Raw genomic sequence first — 25,663 nt, 5'->3', positions numbered from 1 at the left:
GCCCGCTCGAAGGGAATGTCGCGATTATTCCGCGGCGTCTGCTGCAGCAGCGGCGGCGTCGGCGACCTTCTGAGCCTTTTCGGCGGCGCGTTCCTGGGCGCGCTTGCCGGGCTTTGCCTTGACCGGGTTGTTCTTGACTTCGCGCTTGGCAACGCCGGCCTCATCGAGGAAGCGCAGAACGCGATCGGTCGGCTGAGCGCCGTGTTCGATCCAGTGCTTGATGCGCTCGGCGTTCAGCTGAACGCGCTTCTCATCGTCCTTGGCAAGCATCGGGTTCCAGGAACCGAGATTTTCGAGGAAGCGGCCGTCACGCGGGCTGCGCGCATCGGCGAGAACGACGTGGTAATACGGGCGCTTCTTGGAACCACCGCGGGCGAGACGAATTTTCAGTGCCATGTTCTTTACTCCTTGGGCTTTTCTTGACCGCTTTCTTGAGCGGTACGGTTATCGGGCTGCAGCGCTCTGTTCAGCGTGATCCGCAGCGATCTGCTCATGATGCCGGATGACTTCCTTGATGACGAAGTTCAGGAACTTCTCAGCGAAATCCGGGTCCAGATTGGCGGCTTTCGCCAGCTGGCGAAGGCGTTCGATCTGGTATTCCTCGCGCGCCGGGTCGGCCGGCGGCAAATTGTATTTGGCCTTCAGCACGCCGACCTCTTTGGTGCAGCGGAAGCGTTCGGCCAGCATGTGCACGAGAGCGGCATCGATATTGTCGATCGACTGACGATAGCTCGCGAGCTGGGCTTTGACGTCTGGATCAATCATGGGGCAAGCGATCCTTTCACTTCTTCTTCGGCAATCCGGGCAATCCCGGGAAACCACCGCCAAGGCCCGGCAGCTTGGCGCCGCCGAGGCCCGGCAAACCACCCGGCAGACCGCCGAGACCGGGCATACCCCCGCCCGGTTTTCCAAGCCCCGCCGCTTCCGCCTGCTTCTGCAAGGCCTCGAGCTGCCGGGGATCGATGTTCGAGAGATCGGGCATGCCGCTACCCATGCCGCCCATGCCGCCGCCGAGCCCCATCTTGCCGGCAAGGCCGCCCATCATCTGCTTCATCATGCCGCCTTTGCCCTTGCCGCCCATCATCTTCATCATGTCCGCCATCTGGCGGTGCATCTTCAGAAGCTTGTTGATGGCGGCGGCATCGGTGCCGGAGCCGGCGGCGATGCGCTTCTTGCGCGAATGCTTGAGCAGGTCGGGATTGGTGCGCTCGGCCTTGGTCATCGACTGGATGATGGCGATCTGGCGACCGAAGAGCTTGTCGTCGAGGCCGGCTGCGGCCATCTTGTCCTTCATGCCGGCCATGCCGGGCATCATGCCCATGATGCCGCCCATGCCGCCCATCTTCTGCATCTGCCGCAGCTGGTCGGCAAGGTCGTCGAGATCGAACTTGCCCTTGGCCATCTTGGCGGCCATCGCGGCCGCCTTCTCGGCGTCGATGTTTTCGGCCGCGCGCTCGACGAGCGAGACGATGTCGCCCATGCCGAGGATGCGGTCGGCGATGCGGCGGGGATGGAACTCCTCCAGCTCGCTCATCTTCTCGCCGACGCCGATCAGCTTGATCGGCTTGCCGGTGACGGCGCGCATCGAAAGGGCGGCACCGCCGCGGCCGTCACCGTCCATGCGGGTCAGCACCAGACCGGTGATGCCGACGCGTTCGTCGAAACTGCGGGCGAGGTTGACGGCGTCCTGGCCGGTGAGGCTATCGGCGACCAGCAGGATTTCATGCGGGTTCGACCGCTTCTTGATGTCCGCCATCTCGACCATCAAGGGCTCGTCGATATGCGTGCGGCCGGCGGTATCGAGGATGACGACATCATGGCCGCCGAGCTTGGCCGCCTGCACGGCGCGGGCGGCGATATCCGTCGGCGACTGGCCCGATATAACAGGCAATGTGTCGATATTGGCCTGCGCGCCGAGCTGGCGAAGCTGCTCCTGGGCTGCCGGACGACGCGTGTCGAGCGATGCCATCAGCACCTTCTTCTTCTCGCGCGTCGATAGGCGATGGGCAATCTTCGCCGAGGTCGTCGTCTTGCCGGAACCCTGCAGGCCGACCATCATGACGACGACCGGGGCCGGTGCATGCAGGTCGATGCCGACGCCTTCGCCGCCCAGCATCTCGATCAGTTCGTCATGCACGATCTTGACGACCATCTGGCCGGGCTTGATCGACTTCAGAATCTCGGCGCCGACGGCCTTTTCACGCACGCGGTCGGTGAAGGAACGCACGACGTCGAGCGCGACGTCGGCCTCCAGCAACGCACGGCGAACCTCGCGCAGCGCTGCGGAAACATCGGCTTCCGAAAGCGCGCCACGGCCTGTCAGTCCATTCAGAATGGATCCAAGACGGTCCTGGAGGTTTTCAAACATCGGCTCTTCCTTGATACGTTTCGGGCGGGTTTGGATATGCCCGGAAACGTCGTGCTTTTCCTTGACGAAAACAAGACGCAAAGCCAAAAAGCACCCGAGGGCGCATCGCGCTGTCGGGTGTTGACCTCCGGGATCTCTAAGTCCCGGTCGGCGGCTCGGAGTCGTGTGGCTCGTCGCGGATTGGGCGCGATAAACAGGAAAGTCGGGCGAAAGTCAAGGCAATGCGGACAAATGACCGCATGACCGCCGTCTCAAAAGCTGAGCGACGAGAGGGCACTACTGTCTCATCCAGCGGTTGCAGCAATAGTACATACTCAAACAAAGTGATGTATTGGCTTTGCGCAATCCGCCAGGTTTCAGGTTTTGCCGATAAATATTGCCACTCCGGCGGCCGAATTCGCTGTCAACGCCAGTTGCAAATTATTCGGCTTATGATTCTACTTTATACTTGAGTGCGTCCTGTAAAATGATTCGTGAATATCCTTGATGCCGAATGAATCGGCGGAGATATCGAATGCTAAATGCTGATATTGAGAGCTGGGCGCTGGCGCGGGCCCATCATATTGTTCTGAACGAGGGCCTGAATCTTGCGAAGGCGGCACAGGATCTGGACCGCAAGCGGTCCCGCTCGCTGGTCTACGAGCTGAGAAAGGTCATCACCGCAGCTATTGTCGAAGCCCATGCTGCGTCTTTCGATCCTGAGGGTGCGCAGCGGTAAAAGCCAAACTGCCTCGAAAGGGTCGGCAGCCCGCAACACCTGCCCGGCACTCACCCTCTGGTAATTCCTTCGCATTTCCGCCATATACACCGGAAAGACAGACGGAATGATACCCATGAGCGCAGCGGTCGAATTCGCGAGGATGAACGGGCTTGGCAACAAGATCCTGGTCGTCGACATGCGCGGCCGGCCGGACAAAGTGACGCCGGCGGCGGCGGTCGCGCTCAATGCCGATCCGCAGACTGAGTTCGATCAGATCATGGCGATCCATGATCCGAAGGCCGAAGGCACCGATGCCTTCATCGATATCCTGAATTCCGATGGCTCGAAGGCGCAGGCCTGCGGCAACGGCACGCGCTGCGTCGTGCAGGCGCTTGCCGCCGAGACGGGCAGGAAGGTCTTTACCTTCCAGACGGTCGCCGGCATCCTGAATGCCGTCGAGCACGAGGACGGGACGATCTCGGTCGATATGGGCCGGCCGGTGTTCGATTGGGACAAGATCCCGCTGGCGGAAGAATTCCATGATACCAGCCGCATCGAGTTGCAGATCGGCCCGATCGACAAGCCGGTGCTGCATTCGCCCTCAGTGATGTCGATGGGCAATCCGCATGCGATCTTCTGGGTGGACAGGGACGTGATGTCCTATGATCTCGCCCGCTTCGGACCGTTGCTCGAAAACCATCCGGTGTTTCCCGAGCGCGCTAATATCACGCTGGCGCAAGTGACGTCGCCGACATCGGTGACGACGCGCACTTGGGAGCGCGGCGCGGGACTGACGCTTGCCTGCGGCTCGGCTGCCTGTTCTGCTGCCGTCAGTGCTGCGCGCACCGGCCGCACCGGTCGCAAGGTGACGATCGATGTGGCGAGCGCCAAGCCGCCGGCCACGCTTTCGATCGAATGGCGGGAGCGCGACGATCATGTCATCATGACCGGCCCGGCCGAATGGGAATGGTCGGGCAGGGTCGATCCGTCGACCGGTCGCTGGTCGCGCGATGATACCCGAGAGGCGGAGGCGCAGTGAGCGGCATCGAGGTCATTACCTTCGGCTGCCGCCTCAACACATATGAATCCGAAGTGATGAAGGCGCAGGCTGAGAAGGCCGGGCTCAACAACGCCATCCTGGTCAATACCTGTGCCGTGACCGGCGAGGCCGTGCGCCAGGCCCGCCAGGCGATCCGCCGTGCACGGCGCGACAATCCGCATGCCCGCATCATCGTCACCGGCTGCGCCGCGCAGACGGAAAAGCAGACCTTCGCCGCAATGGCGGAGGTCGATGCCGTGCTCGGCAACGAGGAGAAGCTGACGAGCGCCTCCTATCGCAGCTTGCCGGATTTCGGCGTTTCGGCCGAAGAGAAGCTCCGCGTCAACGACATCATGAGCGTCAAGGCGACGGCACCGCAGATGATCAGACACATCGACGGCCATGTGCGTGCCTTCATCCAGGTCCAGAACGGCTGCGACCATCGCTGCACTTTCTGCATCATCCCCTATGGCCGCGGCAATTCCCGTTCCGTGCCGATGGGAGCCGTCGTCGATCAGGCCCGCAATCTCGTCGACGGCGGTTATCGCGAGATCGTGCTGACCGGGGTCGATGCCACCAGCTATGGCGGCGATCTGCCGGGCGCCCCGACGCTCGGGCTTTTGGCGAAGACGCTGCTGAAACAAATCCCCGATATCCGCCGGCTCAGGCTTTCCTCGATCGACAGCATCGAGGCCGATGCCCATCTGATGGATCTCATCGCCGACGAGCCACGTTTCATGCCGCATCTGCATCTTTCGCTGCAGCATGGCGACGACATGATCCTGAAGCGGATGAAGCGCCGGCATTTACGCGCCGATGCGTTGCGTTTCATCGAGGATGCGCGCCGCCTGCGCCCCGAGATGAGCTTCGGCGCCGATATGATTGCCGGCTTTCCCACCGAAACCGAAGAGATGTTCGACAATGCCGTGAGGCTGGCCGAAGAGGCTGGCATCGCCCATCTGCATGTCTTTCCTTACAGTCCGCGTCCCGGCACGCCGGCCGCCCGCATGCCGCAGCTCGACCGGTCGCTGGTCAAGGATCGCGCCGCAAGGCTGCGCGCCGCTGGACATAGGCTGCATCAATCCCATCTCGATGGGATGATTGGAACCCGGCAATCGCTGCTTGTTGAAAACAACGGCCTGGCGCATACGGAGAACTTCACGCTGGCCGCAGCCCCCGGCCTTCGTCCCGGCGAACTTGTGCCGGTCACGATCACCGGCCACAATGGCAAGCATCTCGATATGCAATTGACGGCCGCAGCGGCGGCCTGACTTTCACGGAATGCCCATGGCTCTCAGTTTCATCAAAAAGGTCTTCACCTTCGGCAAGCCGGCTGACCAACCTGTGCCTGCGGCCGTCGAAAGGGAGCTGGAGCCGCGTTCGCGCGACGAAGATCTGCCGGTTGCCGACGATCCGGTGCTGGCCGAGGAAATGGATACGGCCGGCGGGCCGGCTGCCGATATTGACCCCGGCGGGGTCGAAGCAGCGGTTGCTGACGATGATGTCGAATCCGCAATCCTGCCCGCCGCCGACCAGCTGAACGACATGAGTGTCGTGCCGCTTTCATTGCTGGAAGCGGAAGCTGCGGCGGAAGCGGAGACGGAAGCCCATCCGATTGCTGCGGACGTTGCGGAAGCACCCCCCTCTGTCCCTTCGGGACATCTCCCCCACAAGGGGGGAGATCGTTCGGAGGTCGACGCGCCACCTTCGGTCGAAGAGACCGCGGAAGTCGCAGGCCTGCTTCCAGAAGAGATTTCGCCCGAGATCAATGTGGAGCAAGACATCTCCGTTCAGCCGATCTCCCCCCTTGTGGGGGAGATGCCCGGCAGGGCAGAGGGGGGTATCTCACCCACCGAACCTTCCGAGATCGCCGCTGAACAGTCGAAGCTTGAATCGCCTATCCTCCCCAAAGGCTTCGCCACCGGCCCGAAGGTCGTCGAGCCGGAGCCCGTTGTCCTGCAGCCAAAACTCAGCTGGTTCCAGCGCCTGCGCAACGGTCTTGCACGCACCTCTTCGCAGTTGACCGGCCAGATCACCGCGCTCTTCACCAAGCGCAAGCTCGATGACGAGACGCTGCAGGATCTCGAGGACCTGCTGATTCAGGCCGATCTCGGCGTCGAGACCGCCATGCGCGTCACCGACACGCTTGCCTCCGAACGCTATGGCAAGGATGTCACCGGCGAGGATGTCAGCCGGATCATGGCGTCGGAAATCGCCAAGGTCCTGAAGCCGGTCGCCAAGCCGTTGCAGCTTGACCTCTCGCACAAGCCGCATATCATCCTTGTCGTCGGCGTCAACGGCACCGGCAAGACGACGACGATCGGCAAGCTTGCGGCAAAACTTTCCGGCGCCGGGCTGAAGGTGATGCTGGCAGCCGGCGATACTTTCCGTGCGGCGGCGATCGAGCAGCTGAAGATCTGGGCCGACCGGACGAAATCCGAATTCATCGGCACCAAGCTCGGCGCCGATGCCGCCGGGCTTGCCTATGACGCCTTCGAACAGGCAAAGGCGAAAAAATGCGACGTGCTGATCGTCGATACCGCCGGCCGCCTGCAGAACAAGGCAGAGCTGATGGCCGAGCTTGAGAAGATCGTGCGCGTGCTCGGCAAACTCGATCCCGATGCGCCGCATACCGTGCTGCAGACGCTCGATGCCACGACGGGGCAGAATGCGCTGAGCCAGGTCGAGATCTTCCGCAACGTCGCCGGCGTCAACGGCCTGATCATGACCAAGCTCGACGGCACGGCGCGCGGCGGCATCCTCGTCGCCATCTCCGCCAAGCACAAGCTGCCGGTCTATTTCATCGGCGTCGGCGAGGGCGTCGAGGATCTGGAGCCGTTCGAGGCCGAGGATTTTGCCCATGCCATTGCCGGACTTCCCCAATGATGCCACAGATATGCCGCCGAAAGCCTGCAGGGCACGGCCGGAAACAGTTTCCAGGAAAACAGGTTTGAAGAACGCATGAGCACCGAAAGCGATATCACCCCGTCTGCTGCCGACCGGCATCACCCGCTGCTGAAACTGGCGTTGGAACTCGGGCCGCTGCTGATCTTCTTCTTCGCCAATCTGCGCGGCCAGTGGCTGGTGGAGACGTTTCCTGCTCTTTCCGAATTGGGCGGACCGCTGTTCGTCGCGACCGGGCTATTCATGGCGGCGACGATCATCTCGCTGATCGTTTCGAAGATCGTGCTCGGCCATCTGCCGATCATGCCTTTTGTATCGGGGATCGTCGTCGTCATCTTCGGCTCGCTGTCGATCTGGCTGCAGAACGAAACCTTCATCAAGATGAAGCCGACCATCGTCAATGCGCTCTTTGGAGTGGCGCTGCTCGGCGGGCTGGCCTTCGGCAAGTCGCTGCTCGGCTATGTCTTTAATGCCGCGTTCCAGCTCGATGCCGAGGGCTGGCGCAAGCTCACCATCCGCTGGGGCATCTTCTTTCTCTTCCTTGCCGTGCTGAACGAAGTCGTCTGGCGTAATTTTTCCGATGGTACCTGGGTCGCCTTCAAGGTCTGGGGCACGATGCCGATCACCATCATCTTCACGCTGGCGCAGATGCCGTTGGTGCTGAAGCATAGCGTCAACCTGGAAACGGACGGCGAGAAGTGAGCGCTGTCGATGCAGAGTCTCGCGTAAGACACCAGAGCTTCTGGTTTGTCGCCTGCCTTGCGGTCCTGATCATCCAGATCGTCGCCGAATATATGATGGGCCGCCTGCCGATCTGCGCCTGCGGCACTGTCAAGCTGTGGGAGGGCGGGGTCAATACCAGCGGCAATTCGCAGCATCTATCGGATTGGTACACGCCGTCACACATCATCCATGGCTTCCTGTTCTACGGGCTCGCGCATCTCATCGTACGCGGCAAGCCGCTGGCGGCAAGGCTGCTGCTGGCGCTCGTTATCGAATCCAGCTGGGAGCTGCTCGAGAATTCACCTCTCATCATCGACCGCTACCGCACGGCGACGATCGCGCTCGATTATTACGGCGACAGCATCCTGAATTCGGCGATGGACACCGTCTTCATGTGCGTCGGCTTCTTCTTCGCGCGGCGCGCACCGGTGGCGCTCACGGTTGCAATCGCCATCTTCTTCGAGATTTTCACCGGCTACGTGATCCGCGATAACCTGACGCTCAATGTGCTGATGCTGATCTGGCCGGTGGAGGCAATTAAGGTCTGGCAGGGTGGGGTGTAGGGCTTCTTTGTTCTCACAAGACCCCTCCCCAACCCCCTCCCCACAAGCTAGAGCGTTTCAGGTTTTGACGGAAGCGTATCCGGCATTGTCGAAGTAGTTGCTGCATTCGCTGGGCTCGATGGTTGTGACGAGGTGTCCGATGTGGCGCCAGGTGTCATCGATGGTTCGCTTCTGAGCCAGGCGCATCCAGTGCTTGATTTTGGCGAAAGCCTGTTCGATCGGATTGAGGTCGGGGGAGTATGGCGGCAAGTACCAGAGCCGAGCACCAGCGTTGCGGATCATCTGACGGATGGCGACCGACTTGTGGGAGCCGAGATTATCCATCACGACGATGTCGCCGGGTTTGAGCACCGGTACGAGTTGCTGCTCGACATAGGCGCGAAAGCACTCACCGTTGATCGGTCCATCGAAGACACAGGGTGCGGTAAGCCGATCGCAGCGCAACGCGCCGAGGAAAGTCAGGGTGCGCCAATGTCCGTGCGGCGCGAAGCTGCGCAGGCGTTTGCCCTTCGGCCCCCACCCTCGAAGCGGCGCCATGTTGGTCTTGATCCAGGTTTCATCGATGAAGACCAGCCGTCTTGGATCGAGGCCAGCCTGCCAGGATCGCCAGCGCTGTCGCCGTCGCGCGACGTCAGCGCGCGCCTGCTCAAGGGCGAACAGTGTTTTTTTGAACCGCAATCCCTCACGCCGCAGGAACTGCCATACCGTATCGTGGGATACCTTCACCCCTCGCGCGGCCAGCTCTTCCTTCAACCTGTGCAGTGACACATGCGGCGTCTGGTTGATCCGCTCCACGATAAACGCCCGATGCGGCTCCAGAACCCGCTTGCGGTGGCCGCCCATCTTCCCAGGCGCGACAGATCCGCTCGAACGATAACGCTGCGACCACTTTACCGCTGAAGACACGGCAATACCGAACCGCGCCGCAACCGACCGGCAGCTCTCACCGGCTTCGATTGCAGCAACAACACGCTCACGAAGATCATTGGAAAGAGGTCGCGTCATTCGATGCTGGCCTCCACTCCAGCCAGCATCTTGAATCACAAAACACACAAAAACGGAATCCCTTCCGATTCAACTAAATCCGGATACGCTCTAGGGCATATACATATCTCGCAAAGCCCATCCATCGGCGACGGCTCGAAAGTATTTGAGGCCGTTGAAGAAGGTGATTGGGCCCGGCGGCTTGGCCGAGGCGTAGCCGTTCCAGCCGCCGAGCTTGGCGATGATCCAGGCGGCCCAAGCCAGCGAGGCCTTAGAGTGGGGATTGGACTGCAGCTTGGTTGTGCCCTTGAAACGGCTTTCGAGGGCGGCGAGGGTATCGATCTCGGCTGCCGTGAAGGTCAGGCTTGCCGGCTGGTGATCGCCGCCGCTGCGGGCTTGGACGAGCTGGAGGACGATTGCTGCGGCCTTGGCGGCGATGGCGACGAGCTTTTCCAGCCGTGCCGCCAGATGCAACTGGCTGTCCTCGATCTTGAAGCCTTGGTTCTTCATCACCCGAAAGAACTGCTCGATCATCCAGCGCTGCTTGTACCAGGCGACGATCTGCCAGGCATCGGCCGGGCTGCTGAGCCAATGGGTGGTCAGGAGCAGCCAGTGCAAGGGCTCGACACCGTCGGGGGCGGCCGGTTCAACGATCTCGACCCAGCTCAGCCTGACGCCATCGGGCAGGCCGGCCTCGCGCAGGTTTTGCGGCCGCCGGATCGTCGCTTCGCCGAAGCGCAGGCACACCGTCGCCTGCCGCGCCGGACGGTCGGCGCGCTCGCGCAGATCAATCGTCTGAGTATCGCAAAACGCCACCGTTTCGACCGCGCGGCGCAGTTTGGAACCGTCGATGAGCGCATGGTCATGCATGACGCGCGACAAAAGATCGAAGCGCCGATCGGGCAGGCGCGCCCACATGATGAAGAAGTCACCCTCCCGGTCGGCGATCGCCGTGACCCGGGCCGCACGCGAAAGCACCAGTTTGGCCGCCTCTGCCGTCTCCACCCAGCGCCGCGATTCCTTTTCGTTCAACGGCCGCTCGGCATGCGGCGTAAGCTCTTCGCTACCCCGCGTCCAGACCCGGCCGCCCACCAGGCCAAGGCAGCTGCCGGTGTCGGCATCGAGCGCCAGCATCGGATGCAGCAAAAGGCCAAAGCAATTGCCTTTTTTGATCTTGCCCAATTCCCGCCGGCTGTCCGGCGTCGTCGCAAACTTGATCTCGCTGGTGTCCTGCAGCGCCAGCACGTGGCGACCCTCAACCGCAGACCGGGTCTCCTGGCTCCAGCCGGCAATGATCTCTTCCACGCTCACCGCACTGTTGTTGAGAAAACGCCCGAACCGGATCTCCTGCGAATGGTTGCCCTCGGCCAACTGGCGAAGGCAAACCGTCTCGCGCAGCACAATGCGACGGAGCAGCACCGCCCCCCTTTATCGAGACGACGATCTCCAAACCGGCCCAACGAAAAATCATGCCCTACATCCATCGGCGACGCTCCCAAATCAAAACGTCGCCAAAACAATCATACGGCCCGCAGTAAAGGAATCCGACCCCCGCAAACCGAGTCAATCCGTCGCACCGACTTATGTATATGCCCTAGTCCCCACAAGGGGGAGGGACTAACTCGTGACACCGCCTCGCAAACCAGACCAACTGCACACTGGACGTTCGATTGGACGCACGGCAAGAGCCGCACGTTAAGTCCCTCCCCCTTGTGGGGAGGGGTTGGGGAGGGGTCTTTTGTGGATCACTTGCTCAGGAAGCCGGCTTGCCGAGCGCCTTTTCCATCGCTGGAAAAAGCCCTTCCTTCAGGCTGATATCGTCGAAGGGTCCGACGCGCTTATAGAGGATTGTGCCGTCAGGACCGACCAGATAGCTTTCCGGAATGCCGTAGACACCCCAGTCGATCGCTGCCTTGCCATTCGGATCGATGCCGATCGCCCGATAGGGGTTGCCGAGCTCGCCGAGGAAACGCAGGGCGTTGTCGCTCTGGTCCTTGTAGTTGATGGCGACGATGTTCAGGCGTCCGTCTTTTGCCAGTTCTTTCAATAGCGGATGCTCGTCCCGGCAGGGGAGGCACCATGAGGCGAAGACGTTGACGAGGGTCAGCTTGCCCTTGATTGCCGCATCGGTCAGCGCCGGCAGGTTGGCGCCGTCGAGCGGTGGCAAGTTCAGCGCCGGCGCCTTGGTGCCGATCAGGGCGGAGGGAATTTCGGCGATGTTCTTGCCATGGAAATCCTGGTCGTAGAGCATCTTTGCGGCCGTGGCCGCAATGCCGCCGAAGACGACGAGCGGCAGCAGCGCCAATGCGTAACGGCTCAGCCCGCGCGGCTTGGCGGCGGTGTTTTCCGGCGTGTCGTTCATTCGCCATCCCCCACACTGACCTTGGGGCGCGCCGAACGGCGGCGGATGCCGGCAGCCTCAAGGGCTGCAAGTTCCCTGCGGCGGGCGCGGCCGTCGGCCCAGGTCCAGAGCGTGACGGCGATCGTCACCAGGGCTGCAAAGCCATAGGAAGCGTAGACGTAGAAGGCGTGCGTCACGGCTATTCCTCCCGGCTCGCCATGCGGGCGGCAAGACGGCGCTGGGCGGCAATGCGGCGGCGCCAGATCTCGTTCCTCATCGCCATGATGTGCAGCGTGAAGAAGAGCAGGGTGAAGGCGATCGCCATGACGAAGAGCGGCCGCAGGAATTCCGGATCGATCGCCGGGCCGTCGAGGCGCAGCACGCTTGCCGACTGATGCAGCGTGTTCCACCACTCGACCGAGAATTTGATGATCGGGATGTTGACGAAGCCGACGAGGATGAGCACGGCGCTGACGCGCGCGGCCTTCGACGGATCATCGATGGCGCGGCCGAGCGCAATCAGCCCGAGATACATCAGGAAGAGAACGAAGACGGAGGTCAGCCGCGCATCCCAGACCCACCAGGTGCCCCACATCGGCTTGCCCCAGAGCGAACCGGTGACGAGTGCGAGCAGGGTAAAGGCGGCGCCGAGCGGCGCTGCGGCCTTGGCGGAGACATCGGCCAGCGGATGGCGCCAGACCAGCGTGCCGATCGCCGAGACGCTCATGATCGTATAGCACATCATCGAAAGCCAGGCCGAGGGCACATGCACATACATGATGCGCACGGTCTCGCCCTGCTGGTAATCGCCTTCGGTGGCGAAGCTCAGATAGAGGCCAACCGCGAAACAGAGGGCGGTGATGCCAGCCAGCCACGGAATGGCGCGCGCCGCCAGCGCCAGAAACCGCGTCGGGTTGGCGAGATCGCTGAATTTGCTGATGGCAAGGCTCGTTTCGCGCATGATCGTTTCCTTACCTTGATCCGGCTTTTCCCGCAATCGAATGGCCCATCAATCCGCTGTGTTTCGTAGCGCCAGGGCGGCGGCTGCCGGGCCGATGACCGCGAAGAAGAGTGTCAGCGCAATGAGGATCAGGAAGGGCGGCAGGAAGGGGGCGGGATCCTCGACTGCGGCATAGGTGGCGCTGACGCCGAAGATCAGCACCGGAATGGTCAGCGGCAGCACGAGGATCGAGACCAGCAGGCCGCCGCGGGGCAGCGCCACGGCAACGGCGGCGCCGACGGCGCCGATGAAGGTGATGGCAGGCGAGCCGACCAGCAGCGTCAGCATGGTGGCTGCAATCGCCGTCTCGTCCATGTTCATGAAGAGGCCGAGCAGCGGCGAGGCGATGACCAGCGGCAGGCTGGTGGCCGTCCAATGGGCGAAGCATTTGACCAGCACGGTCAGGACGAGCGGCGTTTCCTGCATCAGCATCAGGTCGAGCGATCCGTCGTCGCGCTCGGCCTGGAACAGGCGGTCGAGACCGAGAAGGGCGGCGAGCAGCGCGCCGATCCAGACGATGGCGGGGCCGATGCGCGACAGCAGTTTGAGATCGGGGCCGACGCCGAAGGGAATGACGGCGACGATGGTCAGGAAGAACAGCACGCCGATCAGTGCACCGCCGCCGGCGCGGATGGAAAGTTTCAGGTCGCGGAGGAAGAGGGCGGTCATGCGGGGCGGCTCTCTGCATGTGCGGTTGACGGGGTAGCTACATCGAGAAGCATCAACCCCATACCCCCGCATCGACCCCGGCAAAGCCGGTCATCTTCAATTCCTGCGAATTCCTCAGCCCCAGCGGCTGATGCGTCGCCGCCAGCACGATGCCGCCCTTTGTCTGATGCGCTCCAATCAAATCGGCAAGCAGCCGGTCGGCGCTGGCATCGAGTGCCGCGGTCGGTTCGTCGAGGATCCAGACGGGGCGGTGGGCAACGAGCAGCTTGGCGAAGGCCATCCGGCGCTGCTGGCCGGCGGAGAGATAACCGAAGGGAAGGTGGGTGATGCCGGCAAGACCGACGGCGTCAGCGGCGTCCTCGGTGGAAAGAGCGGCGGCGGAGCCTGTATTGCCGAGAAAGACACGCCAGAAATCGAGGTTTTCTGCAACCGTAAGTTCACTCTTCATCGCATTTCGATGGCCAAGGTAGTGGCTGACCTCGCCCGGATGCCTGCCTCCCGGGCTCTCTTCGTCGCAGAAGATGACAGTGTCTTTTTCCGGCCTGAGGAGGCCCGCGACGACTCGCAGCAAAGTCGACTTTCCCGATCCGTTTCTTCCCGTGAGGACAAGCGCCTCGCCGGCTGCCAAGTGAAAGGAAATGTTAACGAAAATGAGATCTTCACCGCGCCTTGCAGCCAGATTGTCGGCGGTGAGATGCATGCGGCGGCTCTTTCCTGGTTTCGGCTTGCGGCGGTCAAAAAATGTCCGATTTTGACTGTGCTCGGGTATGGCAAGTTTTTAGGAAATTATCTATAAGACCTGCAACCACGCCAGCGGTCGGCGTGAATTTCATCCTTGCGCCGAACTTGGAGCGTCTGTTCCACGTGCGGACAGCGGAAATGGCCGTACCCGCATCCTGATGTGCATTAAAGTGCATAGGCGTTCGCACGACTGTGTTGGCTATCAGAAACGGGGTCTCTCGTGTCTAAATCTCTTGACAGTTTCAATTGTCGTTCCACGCTTTCCGTCAACGGGAAGGACTATGTCTATTACAGCCTGCCCAAGGCTGAGGCAAACGGTCTGGCCGGCGTGTCGAAGCTTCCCTATTCGATGAAGGTGCTGCTCGAAAACCTGTTGCGCTTCGAAGACGGCCAGTCGGTCACCAAGGAGCACATCCTGGCCGTTGCCGAATGGCTCAACAATAAGGGTGCGGTCGAAAACGAGATCGCCTATCGCCCGGCGCGCGTGCTGATGCAGGACTTCACCGGCGTTCCCGCCGTCGTCGATCTTGCTGCGATGCGCGACGCGATGGTGTCGCTCGGCGGCGATCCGGAGAAGATCAACCCGCTCGTTCCGGTCGACCTCGTCATCGACCACTCGGTCATCGTCGATGAATTCGGCACGCCGCAGGCTTTCGCCAAGAATGTGGAGCTGGAATACCAGCGCAACGGCGAGCGCTACCGCTTCCTGAAGTGGGGCCAGCAGGCCTTCAAGAATTTCCGCGTCGTGCCCCCCGGCACCGGCATCTGTCATCAGGTCAATCTCGAATATCTCGGCCAGACCGTCTGGACCAAGGAAGAGGACGGCGAGACGATCGCCTATCCCGATACCTGCGTCGGCACAGACAGCCACACGACGATGATCAACGGTCTTGGCGTTCTCGGCTGGGGTGTGGGCGGTATCGAAGCGGAAGCTGCGATGCTCGGCCAGCCGGTCTCGATGCTGCTGCCCGAAGTCATCGGCTTCAAGCTGACCGGCAAGCTCAAGGAAGGCGTCACGGCGACCGACCTCGTTCTCACCGTCGTGCAGATGCTGCGCAAGAAGGGCGTCGTTTCGAAGTTCGTCGAATTTTTCGGCCCCGGCATGGACAACATGCCGCTCGCCGACCGCGCGACGATTGGCAACATGGGCCCGGAATACGGCGCGACCTGCGGCTTCTTCCCGGTCGACGGCGAAACCATCAACTACCTCACAATGTCCGGCCGCACGCGTGACCGGATCGCGCTCGTCGAAGCCTATTCGAAGGCGCAAGGCATGTGGCGCGAGGGCGACGGTTCCGAGCTCGTCTTCACCGATACGCTGGAACTCGATCTTAGCGACGTCGTGCCGTCGATGGCCGGCCCGAAGCGTCCGGAAGGCCGCATCTCGCTCGAGAACATCGCGACCGGCTTCGCCGGCTCGATGGACGCGGATTACAAGAAGCCCGGCCAGCTGAACAACCGCTATGCCGTCGAAGGCATGGATTTCGATCTCGGCCATGGCGACGTGGCGATCGCTGCCATCACATCGTGCACCAACACCTCCAACCCGTCAGTGCTGATCGCCGCCGGCCTTCTTGCCCGCAACGCCGTTGCCAAGGGACTGAAGACGAAGCCGTGGGTGAAGACTTCTCTGGCGCCGGGATCGCAGGTCGTCGGCGAATATCTCGCCAAGTCGGGCCTGCAGGCCGATCTCGACAAGCTTGGCTTCAACCTCGTCGGCTTCGGCTGCACCACCTGCATCGGCAATTCCGGCCCGCTGCCGGCACCGATCTCGAAGACGATCAACGACAAGGGCCTTATCGTTTCCGGCGTTCTCTCCGGCAACCGTAACTTCGAAGGCCGTATCTCGCCCGACGTGCAGGCGAACTACCTCGCATCCCCGCCGCTCGTCGTCGCTTATGCGCTTGCCGGCACTGTGCAGAAGGATCTGACCAAGGAGCCGATCGGCGAGGATGAGAGCGGCAATCCGGTTTATCTCAAGGACATCTGGCCGACCTCTAGGGAAGTCCAGGAATTCATCCTGAAATACGTGACCCGCGAGCTCTACGAACGCAAGTACGCCGATGTCTTCAAGGGCGACGTCAACTGGCAGGCCGTTCAGATCCCGCCGGGCCAGACCTATGCCTGGGACGACGATTCGACCTATGTGCAGAACCCGCCCTACTTCGTTGGGATGGGCAAGAAGGGCACCGGCGTTTCCGACATCAAGGGCGCCCGGGTTCTCGGCCTGTTCGGCGACAAGATCACCACCGACCACATCTCGCCGGCCGGTTCGATCAAGGCGGCATCGCCAGCCGGCGCCTACCTTATCGATCACGACGTCGCCGTTGCCGACTTCAACCAGTACGGCACGCGCCGCGGCAACCATGAAGTGATGATGCGCGGCACCTTCGCCAATATCCGCATCCGCAACCACATGCTTGGCCCAAACGGCAAGGAAGGCGGCTACACCATCCATTACCCGTCGAAGGAAGAGACCTCGATCTACGACGCCGCGATGCAGTACAAGCAGGAAGGCGTACCGCTCGTCATCTTCGCCGGTGTCGAATACGGCAACGGCTCTTCGCGCGACTGGGCTGCCAAGGGCACCAACCTGCTCGGCGTCAAGGCGGTGATCGCCCAGTCCTTCGAGCGCATCCATCGCTCGAACCTCGTCGGCATGGGTATCATTCCATTCGTCTTCGAAGAGGGCACGACCTGGCAGAGCCTCGGCCTCAAGGGCGATGAACTCGTCACCATCGAAGGCCTGGAAAAGATCAAGCCGCGCGAGAAGAAGATCGCCAGGATCACCTATGGCGACGGCACCGTGAAGGAGGTTCCGCTGCTGTCGCGTGTCGATACGCTCGACGAGGTGATCTACCTCAACAATGGCGGCATCCTGCAGACGGTTCTGCGCGATCTCGCAGCCTGATTTTTAAGAAACTCGCATGATAATGGCCGCCGGAGAGCAGTTTCCGGCGGCTTTTCTTTGATGCGACGACAGTATTTGGACGGGCTCACGATGATTTGTTTTACGCAGGTTCCGGCCGGGCTACGTCTCACCCGTTCGTGACTTTCGGTTTGGACCCTGAGGGATTATTCGTACGTTCATATGTCAGGGCCTCCGGTACAAACATGCCGTCGGCGCTGAAAAAGAGGTGCAGGTGAATGTCCCCGCGTTTTTTGATTCCGCTGATTGCCGGCGTTGTTCTCTCAGGCCCGCTGCAGGCCGAAGACGGCACGCCGAAAGGTGTCGTCGAACTCTTCACGTCGCAGGGCTGTTCCTCCTGTCCTCCCGCTGATGCCGCGTTTCGCAAGCTGGTGAACCAGGGCGATGTCATCGCGCTCGCCTATCACGTCGATTACTGGAATTATCTCGGCTGGGCCGATACGCTGAGCTCCAAGGAAAATACCGAGCGGCAGTACGGCTATGCCAGGACGATGGGCCGCAGCAACGTCTATACGCCGCAGGCCATCGTCAACGGACGCGGCCATCTGGCCGGCGCCGATCTGAATGGCATCAACGGCAAGATCGACACCTTTAGCAGCGAAGGCAATGGGCTGACTATTCCCATCAGTGCCGCGATGCGCGGCGACGAGTTGGAGATCAAGATCGGCGCCGGACAGGGCAAAGCCAATGTCGTGATGGTCTATTTCGATAAGGAAAAGACGATCGATGTCGAAAAGGGCGAGAACAGCGGCAAAAAGATTTCTTATCTGCACAGCGTCACCAATGTCGAAACCGTCGGCATGTGGGACGGCAAGGCGACCAATCTGACGCTGCCGGCCAGCGTCCTGCAGCGACCGCAACTCGAGGGCTGCGCCATCCTGCTGCAATCGGCGACCGCAGACGGCGATCCGGCTGCGATCCTTGGCGCGACCGTAGTGATGGCTGGTAAAAATATCTGAGATTCCATCCGCTTTCGGATGAAGTGCCGGGGCGGCCCGGCCGAGCGTATTCGGGGCTGGGGTTAAGGTCGATACGCTCCGCCGGGCCTTTTGGCGCGCTGGCGCCAAACTGGAATTCATAAATCTCCTGCAAATGAGGCGCTGTTTTGACTGAAATGCGGCGCTGCGGAGAAAGCGTGGTGCCCGCCAGCGCCCTTGCGACAGAGACGCGCGGCGCTGCACTGCGGCGGAATGTGACGGCCGGCACTCTTGCAATTTGCGGCGGCTCGGGCAAACTGTCACCCTCCTGTCACAAGCGGAGGCCTCGGGAGACTGATGACAGATCAGCCGGATTTGCGACACGGCGAGAGCCGCTCCGTCGACAATAGTTCCTCAGTCGTCGTCGATCTCAGGGAATACAAACAAAGCAAAGACCTGCTTCCGGTGACCTTCCACCGGCGCGAACTGGACGCGATCCTCTGGATCTACGGCCGCATGGTCGGTGACGGTGAGTGGCGCGACTACGCCATCGATCACCTGAAGGACAGGGCGGTCTTTTCCGTTTTCAAGCGCTCCGGCGAAATGCCGCTCTTCCGCATCGAGAAAAACCCGAAGCTTGCCGCCAAGCAGGGCGCCTATTCCGTGATCAGCGTCAACGGCACCATCCTGAAGCGCGGTCACGAGCTGAACCAGGTGCTGAAGGTCTTCGACAAGACCCTGAAGCTCGTCGACAAATAAGCGATATCAGCTGTTAAACAGCGTGCCGGGATAGGTCGACGGGTCCGGATCGGTGATCATGCCTTCGCCGAGCGCGCGCTGCATGAACATCGTGTCCAGCCAGCGGCCATGCTTATAGCCGGTGCCCTTCATCAGACCGACCTCCTCAAAGCCGGCTGCGCGATGAAGCGCGATCGATGCGGGGCTGGCGCCGCCGATGACGGCGGCCATCTGACGAAAACCGAGTCCGGTGCAGCGGTCGATCAGGGCGGCGAGCAACGCCTTGCCGATGCCCCGACCGCGGACCTCAGGCGCGAGATAGATCGAATCCTCGACCAGCCAGCGATAGGCGGGACGCGTGCGAAACGCCGAGGCATAGGCGTAGCCGAGCAGGACACCGCCCGCATCGACGGCGGCGATATAGGGATATTGCTGGCTGACGATGGCCGCAAAACGTTGCGCCAGCTCGGCCTCGGACGGCGGCACGATCTCATAGCTTGCGACGCCGTTCAGGACCGATTCGCGATAGATTTCGGCAATGGCGGGAATATCGGCTTGCGTGGCATCGCGCAGGAGGAAGGACATTTTGGCGGTAGATCCATTGGGGAGGATATCTCTTCCTAAAACCATCCCGCGAAAGCCTGCGCAACAAAAAAGGCGGCCGAAGCCGCCTTTTCGATCTCAGTCTGCCCTGCTTATTTACGGTTGCCCATGAACTGCAGCAGGAACATGAAGAGGTTGATGAAGTCGAGATAGAGCGTCAGCGCGCCCATGATCGCCTTGCGGCCGGCGACGGCGACGTCATCGGCTTCCAGGTACAATTCCTTGATCCGTTGCGTATCATAGGCGGTGAGGCCTGCGAAGATCAGCACGCCGAGTACCGAGATCGCGAACTGCACGGCGGATGACGCCAGGAAGATGTTGACCAGCGAAGCGATGATCAGGCCGAACAGACCCATGATCAGGAACGAGCCCATCGCCGACAGGTTACGCTTCGTCGTGTAGCCGTAAAGCGACAGCGCGCCGAAAGAGGCGGCGGTGACGAAGAAGGTCTGCACGACGCTCTGGCCCGTATAGATCAGGAAGATCGACGAGAGCGACAGGCCGACGAGCGCGGCATAGACCGCAAAGGTCGTCTGGGCGGCGGCCACCGTCATCGTATTGATCCGGAAGCTCAGGAAGAACACCAGAGCCAGCGGCGCCAGAATGACCACCCACTTCAGCGGGCTCACATAGATCGCCTGACCGAAAGCGGTCAGTTCGCCATTGGCGAAGGCGAGTTGGAACGACAGATATGCGGCCACACCGGTGATCGCCAGGCCCAGCGCCATCAGGTTGTAGACCTTGAGCATATAAGCGCGCAGGCCTTGATCAATCATCTCGCCGGTCTGAACGCGGCTTTGATAGTTACGAAGATCAGCCATAGTTTCCTCTTACAAGCTCCGATGGAAATACGGTGTCGGGGTTTTCGACCCGGGCGCCGCTGCGGAGCTCCAGCATGCCTGCGAACAATATGAGGCTTTCGCCCATTGCAAACAAGAGGCTTGCAAAGCCTCGGCCGGTTAAATCGCCGTAAGGTGAAGGGTTTGAGTGCCGCTGACTGGTCAAAGCTCGCGCAAAACGGGGGCCGCCTTCTGCCCAAGGATGCGCCAGGTACCGATCAGGCCGATGCCGACGGTTAGGATGAGCGCAGTCACAAGCGTCAGTCCGGCCACGTCGGGCAGAAAGGTCGAGGGCAGCCGCATGATGCGGGCGACGATGAACCAGGCGGCAACCCCGCCGGCGATCAGCGCGAAGATCGCAGTTGCGAGGCCGAGGATCAGATATTCGTAGCTGAAGGCGCGGATCAGCGTGGCGCGCGTGGCGCCGAGCGTCTTCAGCACCACCGCGTCGTGGGTGCGCGCCCGGTTTCCGGCGGCAAGCGCGCCGGCAAGGACGAGGATCGAGGCGATGAGGGCGACGGAGGCTGCGGCGCGGATCGCGGTCGCCAGCTGTGCGACCAACTGGTTGACGATATCGATCGCGTCCTTGACGCGCACGCTGGTGATCGTCGGATAGGTGTTGGTGACCGATTTCAGGATCGCGGCATCTTCCGCCGGTGTCGAAGAGGGGTCGGTCAGGGTCGCCAGCCACGCATGCGGGGCGCCGCGGAAGGTATTCGGCGAGAAGACCATGACGAAATTGATCGACAGCGATTCCCACTCGACGCGGCGCAGACTGGCGATCTTCGCGGTGATGTTGCGGCCGAGTACATTGACGGTGACCGTATCGCCGATCTTGAGGCCGAGCTCATGCGCCTCTTCCGAGGAGAAGGAGACGAGCGGCTCGCCGCTGTAATCCTTGTCCCACCATTTGCCTTCGGTGAGGGCGGCGTTCTCCGGCAGGGTTTCGGCATAGGTGATGCCGCGGTCGCCGTTCAGCACCCAGCGGCCGGCTGCCGGCACGTTCATCTTGGTGACGTCCTCGCCGTTGAAGGCGATGATCCGGCCGCGCAGCATCGGCACCTCGACGAGCTTGCCCTGCGGCGCCTGCGCCTGGACGAGATCGCGGAAGGCATCGACCTCGGCGCTCTGGATATCGACGAAGAAGAAGTTCGGCGCACCCTCGTTCATCCGGCCGGTCAGCTGCCGGCGCAGGTTCCCGTCGATCAGCGTCAGGGTTACCAGCAATGCCAGGCCAAGGCCGAGCGAGAGGACGACCGAGGGCGTCAGTGCGCCGGGGCGGTGGATGTTGCCGATCGCCAGCCGCAGCGCCGGCGAGTTGACGCGCGGGCTGCGGCGCGCGAGCCAGGCGATCAGCGCCGCGACCAGGCGCAGGACGACGAAGGCGAAAACGATCGCGCCGACGAAGACGACGGCGATGAAGCGGTCATAGGCGGTGAGGATGGCAAGGCCGGCAAGGCCGGCCATGAACAGGGCGGCAAGCAGGATGTAGGGCCAGGAGGGCAGGCGGCGGGCCTCGAAGCCCTGCTCGCGGAAGAGGGCGGTCGCCGGCACTTCGCGGGCGTGGCCGAGCGGCAGGATGGCGAAGGCGAGCGTCGTCAGGATGCCGAAGAGCGTGGCGAGCAGCAGGGCGCCGGGATAAAGGGTCGGCGCAGTCGAGACCGGCAGGAATTGCGCCAGAAACTGGGCGGCGAAGATCGGCGACAGGGCGCCGATGACGAGGCCGATCAGGATGCCGCCGAGAGCGATGATGGCAATCTGGAAGAGATAGATCAGAACGACGACCTGCGCCGGCGCACCGAGACATTTGAAGGTGGCGATGGTGGTGCGCTTGGCATCGAGGAAGGCGCGCACCGCGTTGGCGACACCGACGCCGCCGACGATCAGTGCGGTGAGGCCGACCAGGGTCAGGAACTGCGAGAAGCGGGTGATATTTTCGGTGAGAGAGGGCGCGGCACGGTCGCTGGTGCGGATCGCCCAGCCGGCGGCGGGGAATTCCTTGGAGGCGCGCGCCTGGATGCCCGACATCGCGCCCTTGTCGTTCAGCCTGATCTTGTAGGCATGTTCGACCAGGCTTCCGGTCTGGATCAGTCCGGAGGCTTGGAGCGCCTGGCGGCTGACGAGCAGACGCGGCGCAAAGCCAAAACCTTCCGACAGTGCATCCGGCTCAGTCTTCACCGTGCCGGTGATGCTGAGCTTGACGTTGCCGAGCAGCAACTCGTCGCCGACGGCAAGCCCGAGCCGATCGAGAAGAAGGGGCGCTGCGACCGCGCCATAAGTGCCGCTTTGGCTGGAAAGCAGCGCTGCAAGCGGATAGTCCGGCTCGGCCACGAACTTGCCGTAGAGCGGGTAGGCTTCATCGACGGCCTTGACCTCGACCAGCGCCTGATCGGAACCGTCGGGCTTGCGGGCCATCGAGCGCAGGCCTGTCGACACTGAAAGGGTGCCGAGGCCTTCGAGGAAACCGATTTCCTGAGGCGTGGCTTCGCGGTTGTTGAGTTCGAAGCGGATGTCGCCAGCCAACAGTTCCTGCCCCTGCGAGGCGATCGTGTCGGTGATCGACTGTGAAACGGAATTGACGGCGGCGATGGCGCCTGTCCCGAGCGCGATGCAGGCAAGGAAGATGTAGAAGCCGCGGATGCCGCCGCGAAGCTCGCGCAATGCCAGGCGAAAAGCGAGCGAGACGCGTGGCGTGATGATCCTCATGCGATCGCCGCTTCGCTGCGGCGGGCGGCGCTGTCGCCCTCGATCCTGCCGGAGCGGACGCGGATCTGGCGCGAGCATCGGTTTGCAAGCGAGACGTCATGGGTGACGAGAAGCAGGGTCATGCCGCGTTCGGCCTGCTTGGAGAACAGAAGGTCGGCGATCTGGCGGCCGGTCTCGGTGTCGAGATTGCCGGTCGGCTCGTCGGCGATCAGCAGGGCGGGCGACGGGGCGAGCGCCCTGGCAATCGCCACGCGCTGCTGTTCGCCGCCGGAAAGCTGGCCGGGATAGTGGTTCAGCCGCTCGCCGAGGCCGACCGATTTCAGCTCGCGATGAGCGAGCTCGAAGGCGTTGCCGACATTGGCGAGTTCGAGCGGCACGGCGACGTTTTCCAGCGCCGTCATATTGGCAATCAGGTGAAAGGACTGAAAGACGATGCCGATGTTGCGGCCGCGGAAATCGGCGACCTGGTCCTCGCTCAACGCGTGGAGCGGCGTGTCATTGATGTTGATCTCGCCGCTGTCGAGCTTCTCCAGCCCGGCAAGAACCATCAGCAGGGTGGATTTGCCGGAACCGGAAGGGCCGACGATGCCGACGGATTCGCCGGCCGCGATATCGAGATCGATGCCCTTCAGCACATGGACGGAGGCGGCCGCGCTGCCAAGGGTCAGATCGGCGCCCTTCAACTCGATAATGGTTTTTGCCAACAGAAATCGCCCTATATAAGTCCGTAATGGAAAGGCCGCATAACGGCACCTCGCCAATCTAGGGAAACCAGGATGAGATTTAAAGTTGCCGCCCTTCAATTCACCGTCATCGCCGTCTCGCTGATCCTTGCCACTGCCGCCGATGCCCGGACGATCAATCTCGTCGGTTTTGGGGATAGTTTGATGGCGGGCTATCAGCTGCCGCCCAGCGACGGCTTTCCGGAAAAGCTGCAGGCGGCCCTGAAGGCGAAGGGGCTCGACGTCACCATTGCCAATGCCGGGGTCTCCGGCGACACGACGACAGGCGGGCTTGCGCGTATCGACTGGTCGGTCCCCGACGGCACCGATGGCGTCATTCTCGAGCTTGGCGCCAACGATGCGCTGCGCGGCATTCCGCCGGAGGAGAGCGAGCGGAATCTCGATCAGATGATTGGCCGGCTACAGGATCGCGGGATTGCCGTGCTGCTCGCCGGTATCATAGCGCCGCCGAACATGGGAGCGGATTATGCGGCGCGCTTCAATCCTATTTATCGGAAACTTTCCGACAAATACGGAGTTCGACTTTATGCCTTCTTCCTCGACGGGGTTGCGCTCGATGCGGGGCTGAAGCTCGATGACGGCATGCATCCGAACGCGAGAGGTGTCGACGTTATGGTCGAGAAGATGGTGCCTGCTGTCACAAATTTCGTCGAAGCGATTTCATCTGTGAAGAATTAGGGGCTTGCGCGGTTGTTGATTGCATGATTCCGTGTGAGCACCTGCAAAAGATTCGGGGAGTGCTCGTGATGCCGAGACTGTTTACCGCCCTCGAAATTCCGCGCAATGCGGCGATGAGTCTTTCATTGCTGCGCGGTGGCCTCCCCGGAGCACGATGGATCGATGTGGAGAATTACCACATCACTCTGCGCTTCATCGGTGATGTCGACGGCCGCACGGCTGATGAAATCGTTGAACGCCTCGACCGGATCGACCGGCCGGAATTCCAGTTCCGGCTCGAAGGCATCGGTTCGTTCGGCTCGAAGAAACCGCATTCGGTCTGGGCCGGCGTCTCGCCATCGCCTGAAATGCATGCGCTGCAGGGCGAGATCGAGCGCATCTGCCAGCGCATCGGTCTGCCGCCCGATCCCCGCAAATTCATGCCGCATGTGACGCTGGCGCGGCTCAAATCTTCGCGGCTCGACGATGTCGTGCAATATCTGGCGGGACGCGGCAACTTCCACACCGCAACCTTCACTGCACCGCGCTTCGTGCTGCTTTCGTCGCGCGAATCGGTCGGTGGAGGGCCTTACCTCACCGAGGAAGTTTTCCCGCTGCACGAGGCACGCTCGACGCCCAGCGTTTCGAGCAGCCTGCAGCAGCCGGTCAAGAGCCTGGTGTAGACCAGCTCGAAACCTTCAGGGCCGCCATAATAGGGATCGGGGATATCCTCTCCCGTTCCCAGCGCGGCATCACCGAAAAGGTGGATATTCGCCCCAGGCGGTGTGCTCTTGCCGAGCGCCGCCAGGTTGTCTCGGTCCATGGCGAGGATCAGATCGAAATCCCTGAGATCCCTCGCCCTGATGCAGCGAGCGCGCTGCCCCGATATGTCGATGCCGTGACTTTTCGCGGTGGCGATCGAACGCCGATCGGGCGGCTCGCCTTCATGCCAGCCGCCAGTGCCGGCGGAATCGATCGTAAAATCGCCGGTCAACCCCGCCTCGGCGACAAGATGGCCAAAAATTCCCTCCGCGAGCGGAGAACGGCATATATTGCCCATGCAAACGAAGAGGATGCTGATGCGTTTCATCGGTAACCTGTCGACAGAGAAGAGGATCATGGCATGAAAATGGAAAGACTGGAACGGGCGGCGGCCGAGGCTGAACTGACCGAGCTTGCGGGCTGGGCGCTCAATGATGCGGGTTCTTCGATATCGAAGACGTTCAAGTTCGCAAATTTCGTCGAGGCTTTCGGCTTCATGACGCAGGCAGCACTCGCGGCCGAGAAGCTCAACCACCATCCCGAATGGTTCAACGTCTATTCCAGGGTGGATGTGACGCTGAACACGCATGATGCCGGCGGACTGACGGAACTGGATTTCAAGCTCGCCAAAGCCATGGAGAAGGCTGCGGCGCGCCGTGTCGTTTGAAAGGGGGGCCGATTGAAAGGGGGCGATTGAAAGGGGTCGATTGAAAGACTGGGCGCCGTCACCATATGTT

27 protein-coding genes are annotated in these 25,663 nt (G+C 61.9%); 12 read left to right on the top strand and 15 right to left on the bottom strand.

All coding sequences use genetic code 11. The annotated features are described in order from the left end of the window. Positions 1 to 24: 24 nt before the first annotated feature. From rpsP to ffh, 3 genes are read right to left on the bottom strand one after another with little or no spacing between them, the layout of a single operon-like run. Positions 25 to 396 (bottom strand): 30S ribosomal protein S16, encoded by a 372-nt coding sequence (rpsP, locus tag N2A41_RS21320; RefSeq protein WP_003543667.1) that lies wholly within the window; start codon positions 394 to 396, stop codon positions 25 to 27. 48 nt (positions 397 to 444) lie between these two features. Next, positions 445 to 765 carry a chorismate mutase gene (locus tag N2A41_RS21315; protein ID WP_011427149.1) on the bottom strand — a complete coding sequence of 107 codons (321 nt, stop codon included), beginning with the start codon at positions 763 to 765 and terminating at the stop codon, positions 445 to 447. A gap of 16 nt (positions 766 to 781) precedes the next feature. Then, positions 782 to 2,368, bottom strand: a complete 1,587-nt coding sequence (gene ffh, locus N2A41_RS21310) for a signal recognition particle protein (RefSeq protein ID WP_260109652.1) — start codon at positions 2,366 to 2,368, stop codon at positions 782 to 784. A gap of 493 nt (positions 2,369 to 2,861) precedes the next feature. On the opposite strand from ffh, the gene N2A41_RS21305 reads away from it, so the two are divergent. From N2A41_RS21305 to N2A41_RS21280, 6 genes are all read left to right on the top strand, one after another. Then, entirely contained in the window at positions 2,862 to 3,086 is a 225-nt protein-coding gene (locus N2A41_RS21305; protein WP_170257161.1) for a hypothetical protein, read from the top strand. Between the two features lie 115 nt (positions 3,087 to 3,201). Next, complete coding sequence (gene dapF / locus N2A41_RS21300) at positions 3,202 to 4,107, top strand: diaminopimelate epimerase (RefSeq protein WP_260109651.1); 906 nt, start codon at positions 3,202 to 3,204, stop codon at positions 4,105 to 4,107. Then, a complete protein-coding gene (mtaB, locus tag N2A41_RS21295; protein WP_260109650.1) occupies positions 4,104 to 5,378 on the top strand; it encodes a tRNA (N(6)-L-threonylcarbamoyladenosine(37)-C(2))-methylthiotransferase MtaB in 1,275 nt (424 codons plus the stop codon). Before dapF ends, mtaB begins: the two co-directional genes overlap by 4 nt. Before the next feature lie 16 nt (positions 5,379 to 5,394). Next, positions 5,395 to 6,993 (top strand): signal recognition particle-docking protein FtsY, encoded by a 1,599-nt coding sequence (gene ftsY / locus N2A41_RS21290; protein ID WP_260109649.1) that lies wholly within the window; start codon positions 5,395 to 5,397, stop codon positions 6,991 to 6,993. A gap of 75 nt (positions 6,994 to 7,068) precedes the next feature. After that, entirely contained in the window at positions 7,069 to 7,713 is a 645-nt protein-coding gene (locus N2A41_RS21285; protein WP_017966185.1) for a septation protein A, read from the top strand. Further along, a complete protein-coding gene (locus N2A41_RS21280; protein WP_260109648.1) occupies positions 7,710 to 8,297 on the top strand; it encodes a DUF2585 domain-containing protein in 588 nt (195 codons plus the stop codon). The genes N2A41_RS21285 and N2A41_RS21280 overlap by 4 nt, the downstream gene beginning before the upstream one ends. Positions 8,298 to 8,354: 57 nt before the next feature. Here the strand turns inward: N2A41_RS21280 and N2A41_RS21275 are convergent, their stop codons facing one another. From N2A41_RS21275 to ccmA, 7 genes are all read right to left on the bottom strand, one after another. Beyond that, positions 8,355 to 9,302 carry an IS630 family transposase gene (locus tag N2A41_RS21275; RefSeq protein ID WP_162115351.1) on the bottom strand — a complete coding sequence of 316 codons (948 nt, stop codon included), beginning with the start codon at positions 9,300 to 9,302 and terminating at the stop codon, positions 8,355 to 8,357. A 90-nt stretch (positions 9,303 to 9,392) separates the two neighbouring features. Further along, entirely contained in the window at positions 9,393 to 10,700 is a 1,308-nt protein-coding gene (locus N2A41_RS21270; RefSeq protein ID WP_017963437.1) for an IS4 family transposase, read from the bottom strand. Positions 10,701 to 11,034: 334 nt separating this feature from the next. Further along, on the bottom strand, positions 11,035 to 11,643 hold the full coding sequence (locus N2A41_RS21265; protein WP_260109647.1) for a DsbE family thiol:disulfide interchange protein: 609 nt from the start codon (positions 11,641 to 11,643) through the stop codon (positions 11,035 to 11,037). Beyond that, complete coding sequence (ccmD, locus tag N2A41_RS21260) at positions 11,640 to 11,819, bottom strand: heme exporter protein CcmD (protein WP_260109646.1); 180 nt, start codon at positions 11,817 to 11,819, stop codon at positions 11,640 to 11,642. Before ccmD ends, N2A41_RS21265 begins: the two co-directional genes overlap by 4 nt. 2 nt (positions 11,820 to 11,821) lie before the next feature. Beyond that, positions 11,822 to 12,583, bottom strand: coding sequence for a heme ABC transporter permease (locus N2A41_RS21255; protein ID WP_260109645.1), 762 nt, complete (start codon positions 12,581 to 12,583; stop codon positions 11,822 to 11,824). Between the two features lie 48 nt (positions 12,584 to 12,631). Next, on the bottom strand, positions 12,632 to 13,291 hold the full coding sequence (gene ccmB, locus N2A41_RS21250; protein WP_162116902.1) for a heme exporter protein CcmB: 660 nt from the start codon (positions 13,289 to 13,291) through the stop codon (positions 12,632 to 12,634). A 52-nt stretch (positions 13,292 to 13,343) separates the two neighbouring features. Continuing rightward, positions 13,344 to 13,991 (bottom strand): heme ABC exporter ATP-binding protein CcmA, encoded by a 648-nt coding sequence (ccmA, locus tag N2A41_RS21245; RefSeq protein ID WP_260109644.1) that lies wholly within the window; start codon positions 13,989 to 13,991, stop codon positions 13,344 to 13,346. 261 nt (positions 13,992 to 14,252) lie between these two features. On the opposite strand from ccmA, the gene acnA reads away from it, so the two are divergent. The 3 genes from acnA (at position 14,253) to N2A41_RS21230 (ending at position 18,637) form a co-directional block, all read left to right on the top strand. Beyond that, positions 14,253 to 16,943, top strand: coding sequence for an aconitate hydratase AcnA (gene acnA, locus N2A41_RS21240; protein ID WP_260109643.1), 2,691 nt, complete (start codon positions 14,253 to 14,255; stop codon positions 16,941 to 16,943). A gap of 236 nt (positions 16,944 to 17,179) precedes the next feature. Next, the gene (locus N2A41_RS21235; protein WP_260109642.1) at positions 17,180 to 17,920 is read left to right on the top strand and encodes a DUF1223 domain-containing protein; all 741 of its coding nucleotides are present in this window, start codon (positions 17,180 to 17,182) and stop codon (positions 17,918 to 17,920) included. A gap of 315 nt (positions 17,921 to 18,235) precedes the next feature. Continuing rightward, positions 18,236 to 18,637, top strand: coding sequence for a DUF2794 domain-containing protein (locus N2A41_RS21230; RefSeq protein WP_164577648.1), 402 nt, complete (start codon positions 18,236 to 18,238; stop codon positions 18,635 to 18,637). 6 nt (positions 18,638 to 18,643) lie between these two features. Here N2A41_RS21230 and N2A41_RS21225 read toward each other — a convergent pair whose 3' ends face one another. The 4 genes from N2A41_RS21225 to N2A41_RS21210 all read right to left on the bottom strand — a co-directional run bounded on the left by N2A41_RS21225 (position 18,644) and on the right by N2A41_RS21210 (position 23,468). Next, the gene (locus N2A41_RS21225; RefSeq protein ID WP_260109641.1) at positions 18,644 to 19,201 is read right to left on the bottom strand and encodes a GNAT family N-acetyltransferase; all 558 of its coding nucleotides are present in this window, start codon (positions 19,199 to 19,201) and stop codon (positions 18,644 to 18,646) included. 110 nt (positions 19,202 to 19,311) lie between these two features. Continuing rightward, complete coding sequence (locus N2A41_RS21220) at positions 19,312 to 20,040, bottom strand: Bax inhibitor-1/YccA family protein (protein WP_017966197.1); 729 nt, start codon at positions 20,038 to 20,040, stop codon at positions 19,312 to 19,314. A 180-nt stretch (positions 20,041 to 20,220) separates the two neighbouring features. Next, a complete protein-coding gene (locus N2A41_RS21215; protein ID WP_260109640.1) occupies positions 20,221 to 22,764 on the bottom strand; it encodes an ABC transporter permease in 2,544 nt (847 codons plus the stop codon). Continuing rightward, a complete protein-coding gene (locus N2A41_RS21210) occupies positions 22,761 to 23,468 on the bottom strand; it encodes an ABC transporter ATP-binding protein (RefSeq protein WP_260109639.1) in 708 nt (235 codons plus the stop codon). The genes N2A41_RS21215 and N2A41_RS21210 overlap by 4 nt, the downstream gene beginning before the upstream one ends. 72 nt (positions 23,469 to 23,540) lie before the next feature. Here N2A41_RS21210 and N2A41_RS21205 point away from each other — a divergent pair, with 72 nt between their 5' ends. Both N2A41_RS21205 and thpR read left to right on the top strand, forming a co-directional pair. Further along, on the top strand, positions 23,541 to 24,185 hold the full coding sequence (locus tag N2A41_RS21205) for an arylesterase (protein ID WP_260109638.1): 645 nt from the start codon (positions 23,541 to 23,543) through the stop codon (positions 24,183 to 24,185). 68 nt (positions 24,186 to 24,253) lie between these two features. Then, positions 24,254 to 24,847 carry an RNA 2',3'-cyclic phosphodiesterase gene (gene thpR / locus N2A41_RS21200; RefSeq protein WP_026154359.1) on the top strand — a complete coding sequence of 198 codons (594 nt, stop codon included), beginning with the start codon at positions 24,254 to 24,256 and terminating at the stop codon, positions 24,845 to 24,847. Here the strand turns inward: thpR and N2A41_RS21195 are convergent. Next, positions 24,754 to 25,254 carry a low molecular weight protein-tyrosine-phosphatase gene (locus tag N2A41_RS21195; RefSeq protein ID WP_080635703.1) on the bottom strand — a complete coding sequence of 167 codons (501 nt, stop codon included), beginning with the start codon at positions 25,252 to 25,254 and terminating at the stop codon, positions 24,754 to 24,756. The two genes, thpR and N2A41_RS21195, sit on opposite strands and share 94 nt — an antisense overlap. Before the next feature lie 33 nt (positions 25,255 to 25,287). On the opposite strand from N2A41_RS21195, the gene N2A41_RS21190 reads away from it, so the two are divergent. Beyond that, a complete protein-coding gene (locus tag N2A41_RS21190) occupies positions 25,288 to 25,593 on the top strand; it encodes a 4a-hydroxytetrahydrobiopterin dehydratase (protein ID WP_170260901.1) in 306 nt (101 codons plus the stop codon). The last annotated feature ends 70 nt before the right edge of the window (positions 25,594 to 25,663 follow it).

Origin of the sequence: Rhizobium sp. SRDI969 (assembly GCF_025152725.1) — a bacterium.
Taxonomy (GTDB): Bacteria; Pseudomonadota; Alphaproteobacteria; order Rhizobiales; family Rhizobiaceae; genus Rhizobium; species Rhizobium leguminosarum_I.
The sequence above is the reverse complement of the archived record's forward strand: the minus strand, read 5'-3'. Positions and strand labels throughout refer to the sequence as shown.